Below are 26,423 nucleotides of genomic sequence, written 5' to 3' on the forward strand. Positions count from 1 at the left end.
AATCGCGCTCGCGATGTCGAGGCGGCCGATCTGCTCTACCGAAAGGGTGACCCGGATAGCGGCCAGATTGCTCTGGAGCTGCGCCAACGTGCGCGGCCCGATGATAGGCTGCACGCCCTTTCCGGCAACCCACGCGATGGCGATTTCTCCGGGAGTCACGCCCGCTTCGTCTGCAACGGCAATCAGCGCGTCGAGGATCGCCGTACGTTGCGGGGTATTTTCGGGCTGGAACACGTTGCCGCCAAAACCTTCCCGCCTCCCGGTTTCGCCATTACGGTATTTTCCGGTAAGCATGCCGCCGCCCAACGGGGACCAGCCAACGATCCCCAGTCCCAATGCCTTGCCGGCCGGAAGAAGTTCATGCTCGCTGCTACGTTCCACGAGGCTGTATTCCAGCTGAAGACCCGCGACAGGCACCGTACCGCGCAACTCGGCGATGGTCGCCGCGCGAGCCACCCGCCAGGCGGGGAAATCGGACAGACCCGCGTACAGGATCTTGCCGGCACGTACGAGATCGTCGAACCCTCGCACGAGCTCTTCAAGCGGCGTCACACCGTCGGACATGTGCGCCCACAAAAGGTCGATACGGTCGGTCTTGAGTCGCTTCAAGCTGGCCTCCACGGACGCCACCATGGCTTTGCGGCTGTTGCCCGTCGTGAGAATGCCGTCCTGAGGCGTGGCGCGATAAGTGAATTTCGACGCCAGCACAAATGCGTCCCGGTGACCACGAAGCAGTTCGCCGAGAATTTCCTCGGACTCGCCGAACTGATATCCGTTGGCGGTATCGATGAAATTGCCCCCGGCCTCCGCGTAGGCTTCAAAGATGCGACGCGCCTCCGCCGGCTCGGCACCATGGCCCCAGCGCGTCCCGAAATTCCCCGCGCCGAGTACCAGTTCGGAGACTCGCAGCCCCGTATGTTGTCCAAACAGTTTGTATCGCATGAACGTTGCTCCTGAACGATGCTGGAATGCTGAAGTCGGAACCACCGTGCAATCGTGGCAAACCGGGCTTCGGCGAAGTTTCCGCAATTCGATTAGATCTGGCTGGCACCGCCGTCTACGGGCAAGTCGACGCCGTTGATGTACGCGGCTTCGTCGGAGGCCAGAAACAACGCGGCAGCAGCAACGTCATCGGGATGCGCAATGCGGCCCAGCGGATTTTGCGATGCCACATGCGCCCTCATTCCGGACGCAGCGTTCGGATCGCCCACCAGGCCGTCAATGGCGGGCGTATCGACCATGCCGGGGCTAATGACGTTGACGCGAATTTTCCGTTCCTTCAGATCCAGGAGCCAACCGCGCGCCAGTTGCCGAATCGCCGCCTTCGTCGCGCTGTATACGCTGAATGCCTCCATGCCCCTATAGCCCGCTGTCGACGAAGTGAGAATGATCGAGGCGCCTTCGGAAAGCAGAGGAACCGCGTACTTGACGGTGAACACGACGCCCTTCAGGTTCGTATCGACGATGCTGTCGTAATGCGCTTCAGTGATCGCCGAGAGCGGTACAAACGCTGCAATGCCGGCATTCGCGAACAACACGTCCAGCTTGCCGCTCGTGTCACGAATCGTGGCGTAGACCCGCTCGAGATCGGCAGCGACGCTGGAGTCGGCCCGGATAGCCGTAACCTTGCCGGCTATTGAGCCAACGGCCGCGTCAAGCGCCTCCTGTTTGCGCCCGGTGATATAGACGGCTGCGCCTTCTGCAGCGAAACGCGTTGCCGCGGCGAGACCGATACCCGAACTGCCGCCCGTCACCAGGACCACCTTTCCATTCAAACGACTTGTCATTTCACTCTCTCTAAACGTTAGGTTTGCGTTTACTTTTGTACCGCTCGGTAAGTATCTGCGGATGGACAGCGCCTCGTCAAGGACTTAATATACCGATCGGTAAAAATATTGATTGGTGCACGAATGGCAATCGGCAGGCCACGGGCGTTCGACCCGGACAAGGCGTTGGACCAAGCCCTGACTCTCTTCTGGGAGAAGGGCTATGAGGGGACGTCGCTGACGGATCTGACGGAGGCGATCGGCGTCAATAAGCCGAGTCTCTATGGTGCTTTTGGAGGAAAGGAACAGCTTTTCTTCAAAGCCCTCGCCCGCTACCAGGAGCGGCTCGGAGCCTTCGCGGCACCATCGTTGGCGCTGCCATCGGCGCGTAGCGGAATAGAAGGGTTCCTGCGCGCCCTGGCGACGTTTCAGAGCGCAAAAGGCACCCCTCGGGGCTGCTTGTTGGTGCAGGGAGCGCTTACTGGAAGCGAGGATTCACGACGCGTGGCTCAGGTTCTATGTGAAGTCCGGGAGTCGGGCGTTGAGATGATCCGGAAGTGTCTGGAGGAGGCCCTTAAGCGCGGGGAGCTGCCGCCAGACACCGACATCGGCGCCTTGGCGCGTTTCTTCGGCACTGTTTCGCAAGGTATCTCCGTTCAGGCGGCGAGCGGCGTGCCGACCAACGAGTTACACCAGACAATCAGCATTGCGATGCGGAGCTGGCCTGAGACTCGGCCGCCCAAGGCCAAAGGAACCGGTAAGCAATTGGATTCGAGTTCGGGGAAACGTTGAGCCTGACCGTAGGCGCTGGTTAGCTCAAGCGCGTCCGTCGCCATGTGCGACCGCAGACGGTTGAACAATGGTCGTTCGGTGTCCGCTGTTGATTGGCTGTTCAGGGTCGGCCAGCGACGTCCACGAAATTCCACGAAGCACCAAAACAAAGCCGGCACGAAGCCGGCTTTGTCATCGAATCCCATGACACCGCCCGCGCCCATTCATCGCATGCACGCCGCGGCCAGCTTGCCGACCGTGATCACGGCCTGCTCGATCTCCGGCGACCACGGGCTGCTGTAGTTCAGCCGGATGAAGTTCCGGTAGTTATCGGTGATCGAGAACATGTAGCCGGGGCCGATCGTGATCCCCTGCTCAAGCGCAAGCTGGTACAGCCGCATCGCATCGACCTGCGCGGGCAGTTCGACCCACAGCACGTACCCACCCGCCGGGCTCGAAATGCGCGTGCCTTCCGGAAAGAATCGCGACACCATCGCGCGCATCAGGTTCGCCTGCTGCGCATACGCCTTGCGAACCCGCCGCAGGTGATGCTCATAGCCGTCACGTTCGAGAAACTCCGCGATCGCCAGTTGCGGCAACGACGGCGTCGCGAGCGTATTCAGGAATTTCAGCTTCTCGACCTGATCGCGGTAGCGGCCCGGCAGCGCCCAGCCGATCCGGTATGCGGCCGTCAGGCTCTTGGAGAACGACGAGCAATGCAGCACGATTCCGGTCCGGTCGTAGGATTTCAGCGAACTCGGATGCGCGTCGCCGAAATACAGTTCGTTGTATACGCCGTTCTCGATGATCGGCAGATCGGTCTTCGTTGCGAACTCAACCAGTTCGCGTTTGCGCTCGTCCGGCATCTGGAACCCCAACGGATTCTGGAAGTTCGGCATCACCATGCACGCGGCGATCGGCTGCGACTTCGCGATCGCGGCCAGTGCCGCGATGTCGATTCCGTATTCCGGATGCGTCGCGACCTCGATCGCCTTCATCCCCATCCGCTCGATCGCGTGCAGCATCGCGTAGAACGTCGGCGATTCCACCGCGATCGTGTCGCCCGGCTTCGCCACGGCCTGCAAACACAGATTGATCGCCTCCGTCGCGCCGACCGTCACGATGATCTCGTTCGGGTCCACCGACATCCCGTTTTCCAGGTAGCGCCGCGCGATCTGCCGGATCAGCCGCGGATGGCCCGGCGGCAGCCCGTCGGTCACGCCCCACAGCGACTTGTCGCGACCGGCCGCATATGCGTAGCGGTTCAGCTTCTCGAACGGGAACAGGCTCGGGTCCGGATACGGCGAACCGAGCGGCACCGCGTCGTCCGTGCCGATCGCGCGCAGCGTCGACAGCACGAGCCGGCTCACGTCGACCGACGACGAGATCGCGATCGGCTTCGACGGCCGCAGCTCGCGCACCGGCGCGTGGCCGTCGTCGCGCCGCAGGTTCACGAAATAGCCGGACTGCGGCCGGCTTTCGAGCAGCCCGCGGCTTTCCAGCAGCAGATACGCATGCAGCACGGTCGTGATGCTGATCCGGTGCTGCTGGCTCGCCTGCCGCACCGACGGAATCCGGTCGCCGTGCCGGTATACGCGCTGGCGGATCAGGCGCTCGATATCGTCCGCGAGTTTTTCATAGAGTTTCATCGCGCGTCTCCCGCTGGCGCGCACCGCCGCGCCGCCCCGCCGTGTGCGTCCGATACGCACGTGTTGCACGTGTTGCACGTGTTTCGCCCGCCGACCGGGCCGTCGTGATTCCTGATCTGCCCCTCCGGTTTTGCCTTTTCCATCGCACTGACTCTCTCTTGAAGATGCGCCGGCAGGGCTCCGGATGAGCTGGATCTGCGGCACTGTGCACTTGATGATTGAATCTTAAGAGAAGAACAGTTGGCGGCGAGTACACACATCGAACGAGCGAACAAGAGTACAGTTCCGCGCGAATCGCACGTCACGGGAAAACTGTACGTCTTATGAAATGCCTGGGGAGCCGGTTGGCCGGCCCCGCGCAGCCGAATCGGGCCGGGACGCCCGCCGCACGGGCATTCGCACGGACGTGCCAATGAGGGTGCAATACTGTGCGCCCGCAGGGTTTCCATCTTTGAGCACCAGACCATGCAGTCCACGATCGAACCTGTAGCCGGCCTCGGCGGCGCGATCCGCGCCGCGCGAGCCGTACAAAAGCCATCGCGCCAGAACGGCGCATCCGGGAGGTGTGCGCATGACTGATCGCGCCCTCGTTGCGCGGCTCATCGCGCGGCTGACCGACCCGGCCGATCACGCGAGCGCCGCCGACACACCGATCGACCTGTCGGCGCTCGATGCGCGGGCGCTCGGCACGGTGTGGCCCGCGTTGCGGCGCGTCGAATACGAGATCCTCGTGCGCGACGAGGCGTTCGACGATCCGCGCGCCGGATTCGCGTGCTGGCTGCACCGGCAGATCGACGCGCTCGGCCTCGTGCCGCTCATCGATGCCGATGCGGCACTCGAACTGTTCCGCGCCATTCCGGCCGGCGAGTGGAAACGCGCGCTGGAGGATTTGCCCTGCCTCGACGCGCTGCCGTCGCCCGCGCTGCAGGCAGAACTCGCGCGGATCGCCGGCGAACCGGAAGAAGGCGGATTGCGCGCGGCATCCGTCTATGGCGCGTATACGCTCGACTGGTTCGCGGGCCGCCGCGACTTCTCGGCGCGCCGCGCCGCGTATGCACAGTTGCTGGCGGACTCGTCGTTTCGCGTACGCGAACTCGACGTGCTGCCGGCACTCGGCCCGGCCGCGCTGCTCGCGCTGGCCGCGACCGACAGCGGCTATTTCATGCCGAAGCGGCTGTGGATCGACTCCAGCGATCCGGCCGTGACACTCGTGGAGGAAGCCGCGTATGTCGCCTTCGCGCGCGACGCGTTGACCGACGCCGCGCGGCAGGTCGCGGCGCTGCACGCCGGCACCGTGCCCTACGAAGCCGATCGCGCGTTCACGACCAACGACGCGCAAGTGCTCTCACGCGCCGCACGCGTGGCCGCCTATCGCGACGAAGCGTGGCTGCGCCCGCTGATCGGGCCGCTGCTGACTGGCGTGTGCGTCGCGCCGACGGCCGCGAAAACCGCGCCTTCACAGTCGCTCGCCATCGCGCTCGGCCATGCGATCGAGACGATCCCGACGCCCGAAAGCGTGCGCGCGCTGCGCGACGCGCTGGCCGTCGTCCGTCACGCGGGCGTGCAAAAGAAACTCGCGCGCAACCTGAAGCCGGCCGAGCGCGCGCTCGGCGAACGGCCGCACACGGCGCTGCGGATGACGCTCGACGCGAAGCCCGACAAGAAGGCACTCGCGATACTCGCCGCGTGCATGGAAGCCGGCTTCTGGCAGCCGATGACGCTCGGCCACGCCGAATGGCGCGAGCGGCTCGTCGATGCGCCGGCCGGCGCCGCGTTCTCGGCGCGAGTGATCTGGCAAGCACGGCGCAGCGACGGCACGACGCAGTCGTTCATGCCCGACATCGCGAAGGGCAAGGTCGTGCTGCGCGATGCGGCCGGCAACGCGTGCGAAATCGCCGACGATTGCGCCATCCGGCTATGGCACCCGCTGCTCGCCGATGCGGACGAACGGCTCGCGTGGCAGCGCGCGATCGTCGGCCGGGCGCTGCGGCAACCGATCCGGCAAGCGTTTCGCGAGTACTACGTGCCGGGCGACGGCGACGCGTCGTCCAGCGATACCGCGATGTTCGAGGGTCACGTGCTGTCGAGCCGGCCGCTGCTCGGCGTCGCGCGTCGCGAAGGCTGGTCGATTCGTGCGTACGACGACGCGCTCGTCCGCGAATTCGGCGACGTGCGCGCGACCTTCGTCGTCGATGCGCGGCTTTTTCCCGGTTCGGAAAGCCACGGTACGTCGCGCCGGCTGCATGTCGAACGCCGGCACGGCGCGCGCTGGGCGCCGCTGCCGATCGGCGACATCGATCCGGTCGTGTTCTCCGAAGTCGCGCGGGCGGTCGACCTGCTCGTCAGCGTGTCCGCATTCGCGCTCGACGACGAGGCCACGCGCGCGGCGGCGGCTGCACACACGACCGACCCGGCTCGCCAGCGCGATATCGAAACGGAACGCCAGGACCGCCTGAACCGGTTGTCGGATCTGCCACTGGGCGTGATGGCGCGGCATCGCCGGCACGTGCTGTCGCTCGTGTTCGCCGAACCGGTTGCGCAAGGGAGGATCGTGATCGACGAACGCTACGTGCGCGTCGGCGCGTGGGCGGTGCATTGCGCGACCGGCCGCGTGACGCGCGACGGCGAACCGGTCGAATCGATGATCGAGTCGCCGCCGTCGCCATCAGCGCCGCGTGCGGTGCCGTGGCTGCCGTACGACGAAGCGCTGCTGCAGCGGATCGTCGACGTCGTCGCAGGATTGCTCGACTGAGCCGGCGAGCCGGTAGGCAGCGTCATCGCGCCGTCTGCTGCCGCTGCACCTCCTGCGTTTTCATCTGCAGATACGCGCCCCGCTCCACTTCGTGCAGTTGCTGCGGATACTGCTCGGTCGCGTCGAACCAGCGCGCGAGGCGCTGGTCGATCGGCTTGTCGAGCGTCGCGAGATACGTGTCGATCGCGAGGTAATAGCGCATCGTGTTGCGCTCCAGCAGCCCGCGCACGCCGCCGACGTACTGCGGCTGCCCGGCCGAAGCCGCGCCGACGGTCGTGAACCCGACCTTGTCGCTGCCGACCGTCGCGAGATAGGTTTTCATCGCCATCCGGCCGACCGTGCCGAAGCCATACGAATACGTGAGATGCAGGAACGTGCGCGACGCGCCGATCGGCACGGCCTCGAGCGCGATCCGGTAATCCTTCGTGCCCATCGGGCCGCTGTCGGCGGTCAGGTCGACCTGGAAATAATCGGGCGTCGCGGCCGCCACACGATAGCGGAACTGCACGCGATAGGTGTCCGACAGCTTTTGCTCGATCTTGCGGCCGAGGTTCACGTCGAGCACCGGGCCGTTGCCGCCGCTCGACGCGTGGCAGTACTTGGTGTTCAGGTGCAGGATCAGCACCGCGCACCAGTTCGCCGGGCCTTGCGCGGGATCGTCGAGCTGGCCGCTCACCACCGCGAACGGATAATCGACGACCGCGTAGATGTCGCCCTTCAGCGACGACGACGCTTCCGACGATTCGAGCACCACGGGCCGGTGAAACGCGTTGTCTTTCAGTTGAGGCCCAAGGCTGCGGTAGCGCTCGAGCAGCGCGGCCGCGCCGCTCGCGCCCTCCGCGCCGAACGACAGCGCGCTCCAGCCCACACACAGGATCGCGACGAGCGCGTGCCAGGCGCGGCGCGCCGGCCGCATGCCGCGCGTCAATGCGGATGTCTCCATGTTGGTACTCCCTGGCGCACGATGGTCGCGCGCATGTGTCACAGAATACGCCTGCCCGCTGCGCGGCGTGGCGCCGTATTCGCCGGACATCTTGCGGGCCGATACCGTGCCGGCCGCACGATCTGCTCGACGATGAAATCGACCGCGCCCTGGCTCGACGCCATGCGAATCTCCGGGATCGAAACATCGTCTGACCCGCGTCGATGCTGCGTGTTCAACTCATTTGTCGATACCGAACGCGCTCGACATCTGCCGCGCCCGCTTCACGTCGTCGCCATGCAGATAGATCGACGTCGTCGAGATCGACGCATGCCGCAGGTTGTCGCGCACCGTCGTCAGCTCCGCGCCGCGCGCCAGCGCGTGCGTCGCATGCGTATGGCGCATCCAGTGCGGGCTCGCCTGGCGCAGTTTGTGCGCAAGCGCCGGATGGTCGGCCTCGACGGCGTCGGCCGTCTGCGCGAAGAAACGCTGCATCACCTTCCACAACCGCACGCTGGTGATCGCGGCCGCGTCGTCTTCGGCAAGGCTCGGAATCAGCGGCGTATCGGGCCGCCAGCGCGCCGGCGTGACCGGCAACCGGCGCGCGACCAGATAGCGATCGAGCGCGGTGCGCGCCAGCGGCGGCAGCGCGACGCGGGCGGCCTTGCTGCCCTTGCCGATCACTTTCAGCCACGCGTCGCCGTGCGCATCCGTCTCGATGTCGCCGAGCATCGCGCCGACCAGTTCGCTCGCGCGCAGCCCGGTCGCATAGCCGAAATCGAGAATGAAGCGCAATCGTTGCGCGGCGGCCGGCGTCCAGCCCGACTGCGGCGCACCGTCGTCCGCGCGCTTGCCGAACTCGAGCCCGTCGGCGATCGTGCGGACCAGCAGCCACTCGCCTTCGGTGAACGCATGCGACGCATCGAGCGCGGTCGCGCCGCGCGTGTCGCGCACCTTGACGCCCGCGAATGGATTCGCGAGCAGGTAGCGCTGCTCGATCAGCCAGCGGAACAGCGCGCCGAGCACCGACAGCGTGTATGCCGCCGAGCGCGCGGACAGCGCGCCCGAGAACGGCCGCCAGTCGGGCGCGCTTCGCGGCCGCACGGGCCCGACCCAGCGCTCGTGCGGCGTCGGCCGCCGGATGAATGCGCGATACGCGAGCGCATCCTCGGTCGTCAGCGACGACAGTGCGCGCCCGCGCTCGACGATCGCCCACAGGATCAGCCGCTCGGCCTCCTTCCGGTACGCGCGCCGCGTCGCGGCCGATTCGTGCAGCGACAGCCATGCGTGCACGGCCGCGTAATCGTTGTCCGCGTCGAGCGTGCTGGTCGCGCGCGGCGCGCGGAACGTGCCGGCCGAGCCGTCGACTTCGTGCGGCAGCTTCAGGTGCTCCCACGGCACGATGCTGCCGCGCGGCGTCGCGGCGATCAGCGCGCGCGCCCGTTCGGTCAGGTCCGGATGGGCGGCGAAGAACGCTTCGATGCGCCGCGCGCTGGCCATGCCGAGGCCGGCGATCGCGCGCCACCACTGGCGCCGGCGCGGAATCCGCACCGTCAGATCGGCGAGCGTCGCGATCCCGTGCGCACGCAGTGACACGACCGCGCGCGCCGGCAGCCACAAGCCGACGTCGTCGCTGATCTGCGGGACCGGCGCACGCGCGTGGCGCAGCAGGCCGATCGCGTCGGTGGCCGCTTTCGCCTCCCGCAAACGCTCACCCGCATGGCCGAGCCGTTCCGCGAGATCGGGGCGGCCGACCTGCCGCGCGACGCGCACGAGGCGACGGCGGATCGCGCCGATCACGCCGCGCGCCGACCGCCCGCCGCCGAGCCGGTCGGGCAGGTAGCGTTCGACGGCCTCGCGCACGGTCATGCCGGCATACCACGCGCGCAGCGCGGCGAGTTCGTCGGCGTCGGGAAAGCCTGCGGGCGCAGGCGCGGAATCGGCGGAAAGCGGTGCAGTGAGGCGCTGTTTCATGGGCGCCAGTTTGACAGAAGCGCCGAGCGGGCGGCAACGTTGAAGCGGCTGATGATCCAGATCGAACAGGACGGCACGAATGCGCCGGCGACGACACGCGACCACGCGAAGTCACGGCGGCGCAACGGCCGTCGCCTGTCATCGCGAAACCGCGGCCCGACGCGCGCCGCCACCCCGCCCGCGTCACTCCTCGCCTTTCGGCCCCGGGTTCAGCATCACGACGAAGCCGGCGACGCCGACGATCAACGCAAGCGCGCCGCCGCGCACCGCCGTCGCGGCATCGAACAGCAGGCCCGTCACGACGGCCATCATCCCGGCGAGCGACACGAACACGGCGATCGCCGCGACGACGATCCGGTACTGGCGGCGTATCATCGCGCGCGCCGCGTCATGCCGCGGCCGCGGCGGCCGGCGCGTCGGCGTCGTCGCCGCGAATCAGCAGCACCGGGCACTTCGCGCCGCGCACGAAACGCTCGGCGACGCTGCCGAGCAGCACGCGCCGGATGCCGCGCCGCCCGTGCGTACCGACCACCGCGAGATCGATCCCGCGCTCGTTCACGTAGCGTTGCAGGCGTTCCGCGATGTCCTCGCCGATGCTCTCGGTCTCGACGAGTTCGCCTTCGCCCTTCGCGCCGGCCAGCGCGATGACCTGTTCGGCTTCACGCAGCACCTTGCGCCCGTCGTCGCGGATTTCCTCGACGAGCGCATGCGGATCGAGACTGCCTGCATACGTAAACAGTACCGACTTGTCGACCACGTACACCGCGCTGACGTGCGTATCGCCCGCCAGCGCCACCTTCACGGCTTCGGCAAGCGCCTGTTTCGACGAAGCGCTGCCGTCGACGGCCACCATGATTTTCTCGTACATGCGAACCTCGCTGGGGTGAGTTGCCGCGCGCGCTGTCGCGCACGGCGATGCCCCCATCATCGGCCGGCGGCGGGTTCGGATGTTGACGGCGGTCAAGCCCCGGCGATCCCGCCGCATGCGGCAAAGCGACGCGACGGGAAACGGGCGGCTCGCGTTGTCGGCAGGCCGCGAACCGCGCCGGCCATGCAGGCGCCGATGCCCTTTCGAGCGCCCATCGCGCCGAAGGCGCTATCATCGACCATGCGACTTTCGTCCGGCCCTTTTTTGCCGGCCCCACTTTCAACTCGCTCAACCGACATGACAACGACTACCGAACGCGTGGACGGCGCCGCCCAGCATCTCGTCGCCGCCCGCCATGCCGGCTCGCCCGGCCCGCTGTTGCCCGATGCACTGCGCCCCGACGACATCGACACCGCGCTCGCGATCCAGCAGCGCGTGGCCGACTTGCTCGGCGAACCCGTCGGCGGATGGAAATGCGCGTTGCCGCCGCCCGATCGCGTGATCCTCGCGCCGATCTTCGCGTCGACGATCCGAGACGCCGATGCGCCGTACCGCGTCGTCGGCGGGCCGATCGTGCGGATCGAACCGGAAATCGCGTTCGTGCTCGATCGCGACCTGCCCGCGCGCGAGCAGCCGTATGACGAAGGCGACGTGCGCGCGGCGGTCCGGGAAGTGCGGATCGTGCTCGAGGTGCTCGGCTGCCGCTACGCGGAACCGGCGCGCGCATCGAAGTTCGAACTGCTGGCGGACGGGCAATTCAACCAGGGGCTGTGCGTCGGCCCGGTCGTGCCCGACGGGCTGAACGTGCCGCTCGCGACGCTCGCGCTGTCGTTCGAAGGCGCGCTGAACCGCACGATCGACGGCAGTCATCCGGACGGCGATCCGCTGAAGCCGCTGGTGTGGCTCGTCAATTTCCTCGCGTCGCGCGGCGATGCGGTGCGCGCCGGCCAGATCGTGACGACGGGCTCGTACGCGGGCGCGATCGAGGTGCCGCTCGGCGATGCGCTGACGGTGCGCTTCGGCGAGCTCGGCAGCCTGTCGGTGACGCCGACCGCTTGACCGGTCGGGTCTCTTTCACGCCCACACCGCCATGTCGCTGACACCGCTTCCCGCCCTGCTCGACGCCACCCTGCGCACCGTCGCGCGCCGTTACCGGCTGCCGCCGCTCGAGCGCGCGTCGTCGCTGACCGACGCGACGAACCCGGCCACCGCGCTGGCGATCGTGATCGACGAAGCGCGCAGGATGCGGGCGGACGGCCACGCGCCCGGCGCCGACTTGCGGCAGCGCTTCATCGATGCGCTCGCGCGGATGATCCGCGACGCGATGGATCCATCGTCCGGCGATTCGTCGTTTCAGGCGTCGGTGCTGCGTCACGATGCGCCGAACGTGCGCGAATACGCGTCGTTGTCCGCGCACGCCGAGCAGGATCGGCGCGCGCTCCACTCGGCCGTCAACGCGATCGCGCACCCGGCCAAGCTCGCGCGCAGCGCACAGGCCTGGCAACGCGACGGGCTCGCGCGCCTGCATGCGGCCGCGACCGCGGCGTCGTGGGCCGAGTTGCACGCAGCGCTCGCGCAACTGCTCGCGCTGCCCGGGATGGCGACCGACGCGGCGTTCGAGCAGGACGTCGTCAAACTCAAGGACAGCCCCGCGCTCGAACGCATGCTGCGGCTCGACGCGCTCGCCGCGGACGAGGACGTCCGTCGCTACCGTGCGCTGTGGGTTCGTCAGGGCCCGCTCGTCGGCAGCACGGTCGCCGTCGCGCAGGGCGTCGCGTCCCAGCAGCGCGGCGCGGCCGTCGAAGCGCTGGCGGCGCAGGCGCTCGACGCACTGGCGCGCAAGCTCGACGCGGTGGACGAGCAGCGCACCTACCGCGTGGTCACGTCGATGCGCGTGCCGTCGTCGATCCCGGGCCGGCACGACCGCGCGAAAACCGAATGGGATGCGATCCTGCTCGAACGCGCGCGCGGCAACGACTCGGCGCTCCCATGGAACGTGCGCTTCCTCGTCGAGGCGAAGGCCTCCGCGGATGCCGCGACGACCGATCTGCCGCGGCTGCTGCGCGGCCTGACCCTGCTCGCGCAAGCGGCCCCCGACACGGTCTATGCATTCGAGACGCACCAGGGCACGGTGCGCGTGCACGGCGCATCGCTGCATGCGTTGACGACCGACGATGCGGCGCTGCCCCGGGAAGTGCTGTATTGCTGCGACGCGTCCGCGGATGCGACGCCGCGGCTGCTGAGCGCCGCGAGTCGGATGCAGCTGCTGTCCGCGCAGGCGAGCCTCGAATACGCGAGCGCGCTCGCGCAACGGCAGGATGCCGATCCGGAAGGCCTCGGCGTCATCTGGCACGCGCTGCTGACCCTGCCGCAATGGCAGGCCGTGCTGCATCAGTACCCGTCGTTGCGGCAGGTCCGCGAACTGATGGTGGCCATCGACGACTTGCGCGCCACGCTCGACGAGATGGACGACGGAGGCATCGCCAGCAGCGTGTGCGCGTGATGTGCGAATACCGCCGCCACCTCACGACGCTCGCGCATGGACCGCTCAGTGGGTGAGCACCCGAACGGCAGCGTCCATCCCGCCAGCAGGCCGCCGTCGCCCCAGCGCGCATCGGTCGCACCGCACGGCGGCAGGATCGGCGCCGCCACATGCGGTCCGTGCGGGCTCGGCCGCCATGACCATCCATGCAAGGGTTTTCATCGGAAACGCGAACGCCGCTTTCGGCAGCCCTCCCCCGTCGGGCAGCGCGGACCCCGTCGGGTCGCCCATCGCCGGACGTCCGCCACTGCCGGCTGCATCTTAATTGAAGCGATCCGGATTCAAGGTGACGTTGCGTCCACACCGAGTGGATTTCCATTTCGCGGGAGCCGGCACACTGCCGGCCATGACGGCCCGTGAGGTACGATACGCGCCGGGCCCACGCGCCCCCTGAGAGAACCGGCCGTCGCGGCCCCCTACCCGACACAAGAAAAATGCGAAGAAACCCGACGCTGCACCGAAACCTGTTCGCCACGCTGGCGGCCAGCCTGCTGGGGATGCCGGCCGCCCATGCGAGCGGAGACGACGGCTGTTACGTGCCGAACACGCTCCGGCAGACGTCCTACTCGTGCGGCAACGTGCCGATGCTGACGCCCGCCAACGACACGCGCGTCAACGCGATGCTGATGATGGTCGACAGCGCCAAGGTCGCGCAGGTGTTTCCCGATCCGAAGACCATTCCCGCGAAGGAGCGGATCGACCGGATCATCGTGCCGTTCCCGATGGACTTCTCCGGATGGATCGACATCGGCCAGAAGACGCCCGACAAGACCGGCGGCGGGGCCGATGCCGATGCGTCGTCGAACCGGTACGCGGACGGCGAAGGCAGCATCTGCCGCAGCATGAGCGCGGGCGCGGACGCGTTCAACGACGCGCTGGGCGGCGCCGGCGGCCTGCCCGCCGACGAAGCCGCGCGCCTGCGTGCGGCGCGCGCCGACATCGCGCAGAAGACCTGTGCCGCGGGCGGCGCGAGCGCCGCATGGACGAAGCCGCCGGTCAAGTCGCCGCTCGGCCAGCAGTTCGCCACGTACCTCGACGGCACGAACGCGTTCTACCGGGCCGACTTCCTCACCGCGACCCGCGCGTTCGCGAACGCGTCGCACAGCGCGGACCCGTGGCTGAAGGAAACCAGCCTCTACATGGCCGGGCGCGCGCAGTTGAACGCCGCGCAGGCCAACGTATTCGACAACGACAGCCCGACGCCGACGCGCGCGCGCGTGACGAAGGTGTCGCTCGACGCGGCGAACACGGTGTTCCAGACCTATCTGAAGGTGTATCCGAAGGGGCGCTATGCGGCGTCCGCGAGCGGACTGTTGCGACGGGTCGCATGGCTCGGCGGCAACGTCACGCAGCAGGCCGACCTGTACGGCCATGCGCTTGCGCGCTGGTCGCCAGCGACGTCGAACGTGCCGCTGATGCAACTGGCGAACGAACTCGACAGCAAGCTGTTGTTCGGCCCGGAATTCGACGCGCGCCAGATCCAGTCGCCGACCGTGCTCGCCACCGTCGACCTGCTGCGCATGCGCGCGTCGGACAGCACCGATGCGAGCCGCAAGCCGATGACGCTGGACGAGCTGCAGGCGCAGAAGCCGCGCTTCGCGAACGCGCCCGCGCTGTACGACTACCTGCTCGCGACCTGGTACGTGCAGATCGGGCACAAGCCGGACGCGGCCCTCGATCTGTTGCCGCAGACGCCCGCCGCGCCGCTCGACTACTTCGGGCTGAGCCAGCAGGCGCTGCGCGGGTTCGCGCTCGAGGACAGCGGGCAGAACGACAAGGCCCGCCAGCTGTGGCGCGACCTGATCCCCCTCGCGACGTTCCGCTTCCAGCGCGAAATGCTGGAACTCGCGCTCGCGATCAACCTGGAGCAGGCCGGGCTCGTCAACGACGCGTTCGCCGACGATTCGCCCGTGCAGAACGCCGCGATCCGCGGAGTGCTGCTGCAACGCACGGCCAACGCCGACCTGCTGCGCGCGCAGGCACAGAATCAGGCGACCACCGGCGCGCTGCGCAGCACCGCGCTGTACACGTTGCTGTACAAGGAGCTCACGCGCTCGCACTACGCGGACTTCCTCGCCGATACCGCGCTGGTGCCCGGCACGCTCACCGATCCGTTGAAGCCGTTCGTCGCCGCCGACGCGAAAAACGAAGACGGCTACACGTGCCTGTCGGCGCGCGACATCGCCGCGACGCTGCAGCAGAATCCCGCCGATCCGAAAGGGTTGAACTGCCTCGCCGATTTCGTGCGGCTGCATCCGCCCGCATCCGGCCTCGAAAGCGATCCGGTGCCGCTGTGGATCCGCAACGCGTCGAACACGGCCGCCACGCGCGTGCCGCCGACGCTGGGCGCGGCGCCGTCGCAGTTCGCGGGCAAGCCGTACGAACGGATGTCGAGCTACGTGACGGTGATGGCCGATACGCAGGCGAACCCGAACGACCGCGCATACGCGTTCTACCGCGCGATCAAGTGCTATGCACCGGGCGGCTCCAACGAATGCGGCGGCAAGGACGTGCCGAAGAGCACGCGCAAGCGCTGGTTCGACACGCTGAAGACCGCCTATCCGGGCAGCCCGTGGGCGCAGAAGCTTCGCTACTACTGGTAAGCGCCGGATGAAGCGCATCGCGTGCGTCGCGCTGCTGCTGGCCGCGCGCGTCGCGCTGGCCGGCACCGTCGACGCCGCGCGGTACGACGCGTTCTGGCTGTGGGCGGGCGTGAAGCCGCAGTCGGTCGTGCGCGGTGCGCGCATCGTCTACGTGCTGCAAGGCCAGATCGAGGCGTCGCCGCGGGACGAATCGCAGGTGCGCGTGATCGCGCAGGGCGTCGCGCTGCCGCCGGCGCCCGGCGCGCGCGTGTGGCTCGTCTATCGTGCGCATACGCTGCGCTGGACGCCGCGCGTCACGCAGATCATGCTCGCGCAGCTCGCACGCTGGCGTGCATCGGGGCGCACGATCGCCGGCATCCAGATCGACTTCGATGCCGGTACGCGGCATCTTCAGGATTACCTTGCGTTCCTGCGCACGCTGCGCGACACGTTGCCCGCCGATTGCCGGCTCAGCATCACGGGGTTGCTCGACTGGAGCAGCCGCATCGATACCGACCAGGTCAACCAGCTCAAGGGGATCGTCGACGAGGTGGTCGTGCAGACCTATCAGGGCCGCCGCACGATTCCCGACTACGCAGCCTATCTGCCGCGCGTCGCGCGGCTGCAACTGCCGTTTCGGATCGGCGTGATCCAGGGCGGCGAGTGGGACGCGCCGCCGTATCTCGCGTCGCATCCGTGGTTTCGCGGTTATGTCGTGTTCCTGCGCAACGACTAGCGGTGAGGGGCTAGCGGTTAGCGGGCGGGTGCAAACGCGGCGGGGCGATCGGCAGCCATGCGCGGCACCGCCGCCGGATCGCCCGGTTTCGATCACGGCGCCGCCCGCCGCAGCGGGCCGGCGCCGCCATCGTCATGCCCGCACGAACGCGAGCAGGTCGGCGTTGAGCACGTCCGCGTTGACCGTCAGCATCCCGTGCGAATAGCCCGGGTACGTCTTCAGCGTGCCGTTCTTCAGCAGCTTGACCGACTTCAGCGCGGCATCCGCGATCGGCACGATCTGGTCGTCCTCGCCGTGCAGCACGAGCGTCGGAACCGAGATCGACTTCAGGTCTTCGGTCTGGTCCGTTTCCGAAAACGCCTTGATGCCGTCGTAATGCGCCTTCGCGCTGCCGTCCATCCCCTGCCGCCACCAGTTGCGGATCACGCCCTGATGAACGGTTGCGCCTTCGCGGTTGAACCCGTAGAACGGGCCGCTCGGCACGTCGAGGAAGAACTGCGCGCGATTGTCGGCGAGCGCTTTGCGGAAACCGTCGAACACCTCGAGCGGCAGGCCTTCGGGGTTCGATTCGGTTTTCAGCATCAACGGCGGCACCGCGCTGACCAGCACGGCCTTCGCGACGCGGCCGGCCGGCTCGCCGTGCTTCGCGACATAGCGCGCCACTTCGCCGCCGCCGGTCGAGTGACCGATATGCACCGCATTGCGCAGGTCGAGCGCTTCGACGACCGCGAACGCGTCCGCGGCGTAATGATCCATGTCGTGACCGTCCCACACTTGCGCCGAGCGGCCATGGCCGCGCCGGTCGTGCGCGATCACGCGATAGCCGTTCTGAACGAAGAACAGCAGTTGCGCATCCCAGTCGTCGCTGGACAGCGGCCAGCCGTGGTGGAACATGACGGGCTGCGCGTCTTTCGGACCCCAATCCTTGTAGAAAATCTCGACGTTGTCCTTCGTGGTGACGTATGGCATCGCGATGCTCCTGTGAGGTGAATGAACGTGGCGAACGGGCCGCAGCCATTATCGCCATTATCGTGAAACCACGGCGCCATCGTGCAATGCAACGGCCGATCGTCGCTCGGCAGGAAACGAACGACGCCGCGCGCGTCAGCCGTCGGTCGACACCGTCACGGCTTCCCACGCGCGGATTTCGTCGTCCAGCGCTGCCAGTTTGCTCCGCACGAGGCGCAGCGCGTCGCTGCCGAGCAGCAGGTGCGCGGGCGGATGGTCCGCCGCGATCACCGCGAGCATCGCCCGCGCGGCCTTCGCGGGGTCGCCCGGCTGCTTGCCGCTTTTTTCCTCGCGCGCGCGGCGGATCGGGTCGAACAGCGCGTCGTAGTCGGCGATCGAGCGCGGCGTGCGCGCCATCGAGCGGCCGGCCCAGTCGGTGCGGAACGAGCCCGGCGCGACGGCCGTCACCGCGATGCCGAACGGCTCGAGCTCCTTGCCGAGGGTTTCGGAAATGCCTTCCAGCGCGAACTTGCTGCCGCAGTAGTACGCGATGCCCGGCATCGTGATGTGCCCGCCCATCGACGTGATGTTCAGGATGCGGCCGCGCCGTCGCTCGCGCATGAACGGCACGACGGCCTTCATCATCGCGACCGCGCCGAACACGTTCACGTCGAACTGCCGGCGCATCTCGTCGAGCGGCGCCTCCTCCATGATCCCTTCGTGCCCGTAACCCGCGTTGTTCACCAGCACGTCGACGGGCCCGACGTTCGCCTCGATGTCCGCGACGACGCCGTCGATGCGCTCGAAGTCGGTCACGTCGAGCACGCGCGCGACGGCCGCCTGCGCGGACAGCGCTTCGAAGTCGCGCGCCGCCTGCGCGCTGCGCACCGTGCCGACCACCGTGTGGCCGGCGGCCAGCGCTTCCTGGGCCAGCGCGCGACCGAAACCGCTGCTGACGCCGGTAATGAGCATGATGTTGCCGGATGCCATGTGAGCTTCTCCCGAATGTCGATTGAAGCGTGCATACTAGTCTGACGATCCGAGTCGAATAAGCCCGATTCCACTGAATTTCTTGCACAAAACTATGAGCACCGTACCCGTCTCCGCCCGGCCTCCGGCGCCTTCGCCACGCGACCGGAAGCGCCTGGTGACGCTGCTGCGCGCGCTGGCGCCCGACGAAGGCTACAACCTGACCGCGCTGCCGAGCGTGCGCATCCTGCGCTCGAACCGCGCGCTGTCGCGCACGCCGGTGCTGTACGACCCGGGCATCGTCATCGTGTGCCAGGGGTCGAAGCGCGGCTACTTCGGCGGCGAGCGCTATCTGTATGACGAACACCATTACCTGGCCGTCTCCGTGCCCGTGCCGTTCAGCATGGAAACCGACGCGACGCCCGAGCGTCCGCTGCTCGCGCTGTACCTGCACCTCGATTTCACGCTGGCCGCGGAACTCGCCGCACAGATCGATCGCGCCGGCGTCGCGGAAACCGTGCAGGCGCCCAAAAGCATGATGTCGACGCCGATGGACGAAGCGATGCACGCGTCGGTGCTGCGTTTCGTCGACGCGATGCAGCGGCCGCTCGACGCCGCGGTGCTCGGCCCGGCGCTGCTTCGCGAGCTGTATTTCCGCGTGCTGACCGGCGCGCAGGGCAACGCGATGCGCAGCGCGCTGGCGATGCGCGGGCAATTCGGCCGGATCGGGCGATCGTTGCGCATGATCCATGCCGATTACGCGCGGCCGCTCGACGTGTCGCAGCTGGCCGACGCAGCCGGCATGAGCGTGCCGAGCTTCCACAGTCACTTCAAGGCGATCACGCAGGTGTCGCCGATGCAGTATCTGAAATCGACGCGCCTGCATCAGGCACGGTTATTGATGGTGCGTCAGGACCTGACGGCGGAAGCAGCCGGCTACGCGGTCGGCTATACGAGCCCGTCGCAGTTCAGCCGTGAGTTCAAACGCCTGTTCGGTTCGACGCCGGCGAAGGAAGCGCAGCGCATGCGCGCAAGCTTCGCGATTCCGGAGGCGTTCGACGATGCGGTATTCGTGTCGTCGCATTGACGTGATTGGCGTGCGCCGAACCCCGAGCGCGACGCACGCATTCATTGCGCGGCCTCGAGCGCGAAGCCGGCCAGCGACTTCACGACGAACGTGGTCACGCTTCAGATGTCCCGCGGCTGATCCACCCAATACCAGCAGCCCGCACGTTCGCCGTTCGCGTATTGCCGCGCCAGTTCCGCATTCGGCAGCGCAGCGAACCGGAACGCGACAATTTGCCCGCTTCACCCGGCGGACGTCGGTTCGCCCGCGGCATCGACGCTCACGCGTGCGGCCCCGACCCACGCGGCCACCGTCACCGCACCCGTCGCGACGAGCATCATCACGCCCCACCCGATCCGTTCGACGAGCATGCCCGCCGCCACGGCGCCGCCGGCGCCGGCCGCGTAGTACAGCGTCAGGTACGCGGCGTTCAACGCACCGGCCCGCGCCGGTTGAATCGCCACGACACGGGCCTGGTTGGCGACCTGCGCGGCGAAACAACCGGCATCGAACAGCGCCAGCCCAACGCCCAGCCAGCCCGGATGACCCAACGCCACGCCAAGCAGCAACGTGGCAAGCGCAGCCACCGCGAGCCCGCCACCGATCACCGCACGATCGCCGAAGCGATCCGCGAGCTTGCCCGCCACCCGCGTCACGCCCAGGCCGAGCACGCCGGCGAGACTGTATGCGCCGATCGCGGCCGCCCCGAGGTTGTACGGCGGCGCGGCCAGCCGGATCGCCAGCCCCACCCACACCAGATTGAACGCGAAGAACCACAGCATGCCGGCGCAGGTGCGGCGCCTCAATGCGGCGCTGTCGCGCAACAGCCGCGACATCGCGCCGATCGTGGCCCCGTGGCCGGAACGCCGTTCGGGGCGATCGCCGGGCAACAGCACGCCACTGCCGACGGCCGCCAGCGCCACGCAGCCGGCCAATGCGAGCAGCGCGCCCCGCCATCCGCACCATTGCGACAACGCGCCGCCGACGAAACGGCTCAGCAGGATGCCGGCGGAAATCCCCGCGGAGACGGCGCCCATTGCCCCGCCGCGCCGATGCGGATCCGCGTGCTTTCCGACGACCGCGCTGCATTGCGCCGCGACCGTCGTGGCCGCGCCCACCAACAGGAAGCAGGCGTCGAGCGCGAGCGGCGTCGGCGAGCGCGAGGCGCACGCGAGCAATATCGCAAGCACGCTCATTTGCGCCGGAATGAGCGTGCGCGCACCGAACCGGTCGACCAGCGGCACCAGCAGCGCCAGGCCGGCCAGATAGCCGAGCATCGTCACGGACGCGAGGGCCGCCATCCGCGCGGCCGGCACGCCGAAGTCGCCGGCCATCGCCGCCAGCGACGGCTGCAGCGCATAGCCGTTGGCGATCGCGACGCCCGCCGCGAGCGCCAGCATCGCGGTCGCGGTGCGGGACAGGTACGCGCGCGGGCCGGCGACCGTCATGCGGCGGTCCGGACCGCGATCGCCTCGACCTCGACGCGAATCCCGGGATCGACGAACGGCAGCGCATGGACCAGCGAGAACGCCGGCCGGATATCGCCGTATATCTCGCCGTGCGCCCGTGCCGCGTCTTCCCAATGGTCGAAATCCGCGACCACCAGCCGGCTCTGGACGACGTCCGACAGCGCGAATCCGCTGTCCGCGAGCACCTTGCCGAGCGTCGCCAACGCATCGCGTGTCTGCGCATACACGTCGTCGCCTTTGCCGGCCGTCCCCGACACGTAGATCGTGTTGTCGACGACGACCGCACGCGAATAGCCCACCTTCGGCTCCCACGGGGAGCCGGTACTGATCCGTTGACGCATCTTGATGATCCTCTTCGGTAAGGTTTGGAAAACCCGCCTACTACTTCGGTAGTAGGCGGGATCGATTCTATACTACTCCGGTAGTTAATCAAGCACCGCCGTGACGCACGTCACGGCCATTCGAGTCCATGCAGATGAACGAAAACGCGGAATTGATCACGTCATTGATCCGGCTTGGCTTTACGCAATACGAGGCGCAGGCGTACGCCGCGCTCGTCGGACAAGCCGCGCTGACGGGCGCGGAAGTCGGCCGGCGCGCCGGCATGCCGCCATCGAAGGTCTACGAGACGCTCGGCCGCCTGGAGGCGCGCGGCGCGGTGCTCGTCAACCGCTCCGAGCCGGTCCGCTATGCAGCCGTGCCGCACCGGTCGCTGCTGGAAGAATTGCGCACGCGCTTCAACGCGGATCTCGAACTGGCGGCGGGCGCGCTCGACCGGCTGCCGGTGCGGCAAGAGCCGGGGCTGGTCTGGTCGTTGAGCGGACGCGCGGCGATCGTCAGCGCATTCGCGCGCGTGATCGACCAGGCGAAAACGGCAATCTTCGCGGGCGTGTGGGACGAGGAAATCGACGATCTCGGGCCGCTGCTCGAAGCGGCCGCGGCGCGGGGCGTCGATACGCACGTGGCGATCTACGGCAATCGCACGCTCAACGGGCCGCGCCACTACGACATGGCCAAATGCGGCGCCAGCGCGCGGCTTCGTCTGTCGGGGCGGCGGCTGGCCGTCGCGGTCGCGGACGACACCGAGGCGGTGGTCGCGGAATTCGGCGACCAGTCGCCCGACCACGCGACGCTGACGACCAATCCGGTCATCGCGCTGCTCGCGGTCGAGTACATCAAGGCCGACGTGAGCGGCCGCGTCTTGATCGATGCGATGAGTCCGGCGGAATACCGGAAAGTGTTGAAGCATCCCGACATGCAGGCGATGCTTGCACCGATCGACAAGCAGGGCTGACCCGCACGAGATCCCGATGACCCAATACACCTTCCGCCTGCTGAACGTCTTCGCCGAATCGACGTTCGGCGGCAACCCGCTTTGCGTGTTCGACGATGCGCGCGGCATGGACGACGCGACCATGCAGGCGCTGGCCGTGCAGTTCAACCTGTCGGAGACGACCTTCGTGCTGCCGTCCGAGCGGGCGCATGCACGCGTGCGCATCTTCACGCCCGGCTACGAGATGGCTTTCGCGGGCCATCCGACGCTCGGCACCGCGCACGTCGTGCGCGACCGGCTCAAGGCCGGCGATGCGCTGTCGCTGGAATTCAAGGCCGGCGTCGTCGACGTCACCGCGCGCGACGACGTGTGGACCTTCATCGCGCCGCATGCCGGCATGCCGAACACGGCGCCGTGCACGTTGCCCGATGCGCGGATCGCGGCGCTGCTCGGGCTCGCGGAGGACGACCTGCTCGCGCCGCCGCTATGGGTCGACACCGGCGCCGACCAGTTGCTGGTCGCGCTCAAGAGCCCGGCCGCCGTGCGGCGCGCGCAGCCCGACAGCGCGCACCTCGACATCTGGCCGCGAAGCAGCCTCGGCCGGAAGACCGCCTATGTATTCGCGTTCGACGCCGAGCCCCGGGGACGGTCGTGTCCCGCTACTTCTTCGTGAAGCAGGGCGGCGGCGTATCGGAAGACCCGGGCACCGGATCGGCCTGTGCGAACCTGGGCGGCTGGTTGCTCGCCGCCGGGCACGATCTGCCGGCCGCGTGGCGGGTCGAGCAAGGCGAAGCCGTCGGTCGGCCTTGCCTGCTGCGGTTGTCGGTCGATGCCGCGGGCGAAATCGGCGTCGGCGGGCGCGTGATCGAACTCGGGCGCGGCACAATCAACGTGTGATCGGCGCGCGCCCGCCTGCGTCGACGATCATCGCGCGCCCACCCGCCACACCGTCACTTCGTGCAGCGTGTCGCCCGGCTTGAGCACCGTCGACGGGAAGGCCGGATGATTCGGCGAATCGGGAAAATGTTCGGCTTCCAGCGCGAACGCGTCGGTTTGCCGGTACACCGTGCCGCCCTTGCCCGCGACGCTGCCGTTCAACCCGTTGGCCGTATAGAACTGCAGCCCCGGCTGCGTCGTGTACAGCTCGAGGAAACGCCCGGACGCCGGGTCGTAAGCACGCGCGGCAAACGCGGGCGCCGGCTGGCCGCCCTGGTCCAGCACCCAGTTCTGATCGTAGCCATGCGCGATCACGAGCTGCGGATACCCATCGCGCAAATGCGCGCCGATCGGCGTCAACTGGCGCAGATCCATCGGCGTGCCCGCGACGCTCGCCAGTTGCCCGGTCGGAATCGACGTATTGTCGGTCGGCGTGAAGCGCGACGCGGCGATCTCGATCAGTTGCCGCTCGACGCTGCCACCGGCCTGCCCCGCCAGATTGAAGTAGCTGTGGTTGGTCAGGTTGACGACGGTGTCCTTGTCGGTCGTCGCGCGATAGTCGATGCGGATCTGGTCGTCGGGGGTCAGCGTGTAGGTCACGTCCGTCGTCAACGTGCCGGGGAAGCCGTTCTCGCCGTCGGGGCTCACGTAGCGCAGCGTGACGCTCGAACCCGTCGCGTCGCTGTGCGTGCCGGTGACCTTCCACACCTTCGCGTCGAAACTGTCGGGACCGCCGTGCAGCGTGTTCGGCCCGTCGTTGACCGGCAGCGTCCACATCCTGCCGTCGAGCGCGAAACGCCCGCCCGCGATGCGGTTCGCATACCGGCCGATCAGCGCGCCGAAATGGATGTTGCCGTTGTGCGTTTCGTAGTCGCGCAGCGAATCGAAGCCGAGCACGATGTCGGCAACGTGGCCGGTGCGGTCCGGCACGTCGAGCGCCGTCACGATGCCGCCGTACGTGATCACTTTCAACGTCACGCCGTGCCGGTTCGCGAGCGTGTACTGGCTCACCGCCTGCCCGTTCGCGGTCGTCCCGTAATCCGCGCGGCTGATCGACACGTCGGATGCCGCGTAAGCGATGGCGGCATGAAAGCCGATCGTTGCGAACACACCTGTCGCGAGCATCGCTCGTCGTGGCCAGCGTCGTTTCATGAAAACCTCCGAAGTCGTGCAGCCCGTGCTCGCCCGCAAGTTGCATGCCTGCACGTCGCCGCGTTTGCGATGCGCGCGCCCCGCCCCCGGCGTATCGCGGCGCTCACGTATGGTCCGCGCGCCACCGGCGTGGTGTGACACCGGTCAACCGCGTGAAGACTCGCGAGAAATGGCTCTGATCGGCAAAGCCGCATGCAAGGGCGATCGTGCTCAACGGCACGTTCCGGTCGCGCATCCATTCCTTCGCCCGCTCGACCCGCTGCACGATGAGCCAGCGATGCGGCGGCAGCCCGGTGGTTCGCTGAAACGCCCGGACGAAATAGCTGCGAGACAACCCGCACGCGCTCGCGACGTCGGCCAGCCCGATGTTGCCGTCGATGTGCTCGAGCAACAGTGCCTTCGCGCGGCTGGCCTGCGACGGCGTGAGCTTGCCGCCCGATCTCTCCCGCCGTTCGCCGACGCCGCCGTAACGGTGAGCGACGTGGGCCTGAAACGCCAGCCCCACATGATCGATGAAGATCTGCGATGCCTCGCCCGGCCGGGCCAGCGCCGGCAGTAGCGACTGGCCGAGCGCGTGGATGATCGAGTCGTGGGTGCTCAGATGCGGCGGCAGATAAAGCTGCGGCCGCTGCCGGCCGCCGAGGTCGTCGACCGTTTCCTCGAGCGTGTGGCGCGGCAGATGGAAATGCAGGCAATCGAACGCGCCCTGGAGGTCGGCCACCCAGCGCCGGTCGAGATCGTAGATCGACACGGTTCCCGCGTCATACGGGACGAACGGTGCGGGGCGGCCGTCGAGCCACAGACCCTGTTCGCCGAACGGACGCAACTGCAATACGATCAGATCCGTATTCTCGAGTTCATAGGGTGCGGTCAGCCCCGAGTTCCTGCGCAAGCTCTGAAGTCGGACGATACCGATTTGCCCGTTCGGCAACGCTTGCGTGACGACGGTCTGCCTGACGTCGGCCGGGATGAAATCGGACGATGCGATGTCCGGCTGAGGGGCGCTCATGGGGCGATGCGGGGCGGCGAATGACGATACCCGCCACTCTAGCAAATCGCGGCGACGCACGCTGCTCGCGCCGTATCGGCACTGGTATGATGCGCCAGCCACCTCTACCGGAATTCGCAATGAAGCTGTCATTCGAAGCGCTCGAAGCCCTGGACGCGATCGACCGCACCGGAACCTTTGCCGAAGCAGCGGAACTGCTGCATCGTGTGCCGTCGGCGCTGACCTACCTGGTGCAGAAACTCGAAAGCGATCTCGGCGTGGCGCTGTTCGACCGCAGCGGACGGCGCGCGAAGCTCACGCATGCGGGACGCATCGTCGTCGAGGAAGGCCGGCGCCTGCTGCGCGCGGCCGAGCAACTCGAAATGAAGGCGCTGCGTGCGCAACAGGGCTGGGAAACGGAAGTGCGCGTCTGCATCGATGAAATTCTGCCGTTCGACGCGCTGTGGCCGTACGTGCACCGGTTCTACGCGCTCGGGATGGACACGCGGCTGCGGCTGTCCACCGAAGTGCTCGGCGGCGCATGGGATGCGCTGATTTCGCGTCGGGCCGATCTCGTCGTCGGCGCGGCGGGCGAACCGCCGGAATTGCCGGGCATCGTCGCGCGGCCGATCGGCTCGCTGAAACACGTGTTCGCGGTCGCGCCGACCCATCCGCTCGCATCGATGCCCGAACCGCTGGCGATGGCGTCGGTCGTCCGGTATCGCGGCGCGGTGATCAGCGATACGTCGCGCGAATTGCAGCCGCAGTCGGTCGCGATCGATGCGGGCCAGCCGACCCTCGCGGTCCCGACGCTGGCCGCGAAACTCGAAGCGCAATGCGAAGGGCTCGCGGTCGGCACGCTGCCGGAATGCATCGCGGCGCGCGCGATCGCCGACGGCAAGCTCGTCGCGCGCCAGGTGACGGGCATGCGCGACACCACGCACTGCTATCTCGCGTGGCGCGGCGACGAGGCCGGCCGCGCGCTGCACTGGTGGGTCGAGCAACTCGACCAGCCCGATCTCGTCGAGCGGTTCACGACACCGGACTGACGCACCCGTTC

The 26,423-nt window shown here is 67.9% G+C and carries 23 protein-coding genes and 1 pseudogene; 10 read left to right on the top strand and 14 right to left on the bottom strand.

Features of this window, described 5'->3' with window-relative positions:
• Together AC3IFE_RS29055 and AC3IFE_RS29060 are read right to left on the bottom strand one after the other, a co-directional pair.
• Positions 1-942: aldo/keto reductase (locus AC3IFE_RS29055; RefSeq protein WP_489193606.1), on the bottom strand; the 942-nt coding region annotated here is incomplete at its 3' end.
• 92 nt (positions 943-1,034) lie between these two features.
• Positions 1,035-1,787: an SDR family NAD(P)-dependent oxidoreductase gene (locus AC3IFE_RS29060; RefSeq protein WP_489193608.1), complete on the bottom strand. Its 753-nt coding sequence runs from the start codon at positions 1,785-1,787 to the stop codon at positions 1,035-1,037.
• A gap of 165 nt (positions 1,788-1,952) precedes the next feature.
• On the opposite strand from AC3IFE_RS29060, the gene AC3IFE_RS29065 reads away from it, so the two are divergent.
• The gene (locus AC3IFE_RS29065; RefSeq protein WP_489193610.1) at positions 1,953-2,558 is read left to right on the top strand and encodes a TetR/AcrR family transcriptional regulator; all 606 of its coding nucleotides are present in this window, start codon (positions 1,953-1,955) and stop codon (positions 2,556-2,558) included.
• A gap of 203 nt (positions 2,559-2,761) precedes the next feature.
• Here AC3IFE_RS29065 and AC3IFE_RS29070 read toward each other — a convergent pair whose 3' ends face one another.
• The gene (locus AC3IFE_RS29070; RefSeq protein ID WP_489193612.1) at positions 2,762-4,186 is read right to left on the bottom strand and encodes an aminotransferase-like domain-containing protein; all 1,425 of its coding nucleotides are present in this window, start codon (positions 4,184-4,186) and stop codon (positions 2,762-2,764) included.
• Positions 4,187-4,757: 571 nt separating this feature from the next.
• Between AC3IFE_RS29070 and AC3IFE_RS29075 the strand changes: the two genes are divergently transcribed.
• The gene (locus tag AC3IFE_RS29075) at positions 4,758-6,938 is read left to right on the top strand and encodes a DUF4132 domain-containing protein (RefSeq protein ID WP_489193614.1); all 2,181 of its coding nucleotides are present in this window, start codon (positions 4,758-4,760) and stop codon (positions 6,936-6,938) included.
• Between the two features lie 22 nt (positions 6,939-6,960).
• Here AC3IFE_RS29075 and AC3IFE_RS29080 read toward each other — a convergent pair whose 3' ends face one another.
• The 5 genes from AC3IFE_RS29080 to AC3IFE_RS29100 form a co-directional block, all read right to left on the bottom strand.
• Positions 6,961-7,881, bottom strand: a complete 921-nt coding sequence (locus AC3IFE_RS29080) for a hypothetical protein (protein ID WP_489193616.1) — start codon at positions 7,879-7,881, stop codon at positions 6,961-6,963.
• Between the two features lie 38 nt (positions 7,882-7,919).
• Positions 7,920-8,045, bottom strand: a complete 126-nt coding sequence (locus AC3IFE_RS29085; RefSeq protein ID WP_301736832.1) for a hypothetical protein — start codon at positions 8,043-8,045, stop codon at positions 7,920-7,922.
• Positions 8,046-8,100: 55 nt separating this feature from the next.
• Complete coding sequence (locus AC3IFE_RS29090) at positions 8,101-9,834, bottom strand: site-specific integrase (RefSeq protein ID WP_489193618.1); 1,734 nt, start codon at positions 9,832-9,834, stop codon at positions 8,101-8,103.
• Positions 9,835-10,017: 183 nt separating this feature from the next.
• Positions 10,018-10,209: a DUF2964 family protein gene (locus AC3IFE_RS29095; RefSeq protein ID WP_489193619.1), complete on the bottom strand. Its 192-nt coding sequence runs from the start codon at positions 10,207-10,209 to the stop codon at positions 10,018-10,020.
• Positions 10,210-10,222: 13 nt separating this feature from the next.
• On the bottom strand, positions 10,223-10,702 hold the full coding sequence (locus tag AC3IFE_RS29100) for a universal stress protein (protein WP_301736829.1): 480 nt from the start codon (positions 10,700-10,702) through the stop codon (positions 10,223-10,225).
• Between the two features lie 297 nt (positions 10,703-10,999).
• Between AC3IFE_RS29100 and AC3IFE_RS29105 the strand changes: the two genes are divergently transcribed.
• From AC3IFE_RS29105 to AC3IFE_RS29120, 4 genes are all read left to right on the top strand, one after another.
• On the top strand, positions 11,000-11,761 hold the full coding sequence (locus tag AC3IFE_RS29105) for a 2-keto-4-pentenoate hydratase (protein ID WP_489193621.1): 762 nt from the start codon (positions 11,000-11,002) through the stop codon (positions 11,759-11,761).
• 31 nt (positions 11,762-11,792) lie between these two features.
• A complete protein-coding gene (locus AC3IFE_RS29110) occupies positions 11,793-13,205 on the top strand; it encodes a 3-deoxy-D-arabino-heptulosonate 7-phosphate synthase (protein WP_489193623.1) in 1,413 nt (470 codons plus the stop codon).
• 473 nt (positions 13,206-13,678) lie between these two features.
• Positions 13,679-15,847 (top strand): PA5441 family protein, encoded by a 2,169-nt coding sequence (locus AC3IFE_RS29115; RefSeq protein WP_489193625.1) that lies wholly within the window; start codon positions 13,679-13,681, stop codon positions 15,845-15,847.
• A gap of 7 nt (positions 15,848-15,854) precedes the next feature.
• Positions 15,855-16,562, top strand: coding sequence for a DUF3142 domain-containing protein (locus AC3IFE_RS29120; protein WP_489193627.1), 708 nt, complete (start codon positions 15,855-15,857; stop codon positions 16,560-16,562).
• A 132-nt stretch (positions 16,563-16,694) separates the two neighbouring features.
• On the opposite strand, the gene AC3IFE_RS29125 is transcribed toward AC3IFE_RS29120, so the two are convergent.
• Entirely contained in the window at positions 16,695-17,531 is an 837-nt protein-coding gene (locus tag AC3IFE_RS29125) for an alpha/beta fold hydrolase (RefSeq protein WP_489193629.1), read from the bottom strand.
• A gap of 135 nt (positions 17,532-17,666) precedes the next feature.
• Positions 17,667-18,500, bottom strand: coding sequence for an oxidoreductase (locus AC3IFE_RS29130; RefSeq protein WP_489193631.1), 834 nt, complete (start codon positions 18,498-18,500; stop codon positions 17,667-17,669).
• A 94-nt stretch (positions 18,501-18,594) separates the two neighbouring features.
• On the opposite strand from AC3IFE_RS29130, the gene AC3IFE_RS29135 reads away from it, so the two are divergent.
• A complete protein-coding gene (locus AC3IFE_RS29135; protein ID WP_489193633.1) occupies positions 18,595-19,566 on the top strand; it encodes an AraC family transcriptional regulator in 972 nt (323 codons plus the stop codon).
• A 221-nt stretch (positions 19,567-19,787) separates the two neighbouring features.
• Here AC3IFE_RS29135 and AC3IFE_RS29140 read toward each other — a convergent pair whose 3' ends face one another.
• The gene (locus AC3IFE_RS29140; RefSeq protein ID WP_489193635.1) at positions 19,788-20,993 is read right to left on the bottom strand and encodes an MFS transporter; all 1,206 of its coding nucleotides are present in this window, start codon (positions 20,991-20,993) and stop codon (positions 19,788-19,790) included.
• Complete coding sequence (locus AC3IFE_RS29145; protein WP_089471129.1) at positions 20,990-21,355, bottom strand: RidA family protein; 366 nt, start codon at positions 21,353-21,355, stop codon at positions 20,990-20,992. Before AC3IFE_RS29145 ends, AC3IFE_RS29140 begins: the two co-directional genes overlap by 4 nt.
• 134 nt (positions 21,356-21,489) lie before the next feature.
• Between AC3IFE_RS29145 and AC3IFE_RS29150 the strand changes: the two genes are divergently transcribed.
• Together AC3IFE_RS29150 and AC3IFE_RS29155 are read left to right on the top strand one after the other, a co-directional pair.
• Positions 21,490-22,308: a TrmB family transcriptional regulator gene (locus AC3IFE_RS29150; RefSeq protein WP_301736820.1), complete on the top strand. Its 819-nt coding sequence runs from the start codon at positions 21,490-21,492 to the stop codon at positions 22,306-22,308.
• A 16-nt stretch (positions 22,309-22,324) separates the two neighbouring features.
• Positions 22,325-23,184: pseudogene (locus AC3IFE_RS29155) on the top strand (PhzF family phenazine biosynthesis protein).
• A gap of 27 nt (positions 23,185-23,211) precedes the next feature.
• On the opposite strand, the gene AC3IFE_RS29160 reads toward AC3IFE_RS29155, so the two are convergent.
• Both AC3IFE_RS29160 and AC3IFE_RS29165 read right to left on the bottom strand, forming a co-directional pair.
• Positions 23,212-24,375, bottom strand: a complete 1,164-nt coding sequence (locus AC3IFE_RS29160; RefSeq protein WP_489193638.1) for an aldose epimerase family protein — start codon at positions 24,373-24,375, stop codon at positions 23,212-23,214.
• A 103-nt stretch (positions 24,376-24,478) separates the two neighbouring features.
• A complete protein-coding gene (locus AC3IFE_RS29165) occupies positions 24,479-25,516 on the bottom strand; it encodes a helix-turn-helix transcriptional regulator (RefSeq protein ID WP_489193640.1) in 1,038 nt (345 codons plus the stop codon).
• Here AC3IFE_RS29165 and AC3IFE_RS29170 point away from each other — a divergent pair.
• Positions 25,504-26,412 carry a LysR family transcriptional regulator gene (locus AC3IFE_RS29170; protein ID WP_089471125.1) on the top strand — a complete coding sequence of 303 codons (909 nt, stop codon included), beginning with the start codon at positions 25,504-25,506 and terminating at the stop codon, positions 26,410-26,412. The two genes, AC3IFE_RS29165 and AC3IFE_RS29170, sit on opposite strands and share 13 nt — an antisense overlap.
• Positions 26,413-26,423 lie beyond the last annotated feature (11 nt).

The sequence above is a fragment of the Burkholderia sp. APQ4-4ca genome (genome assembly GCF_057837105.1).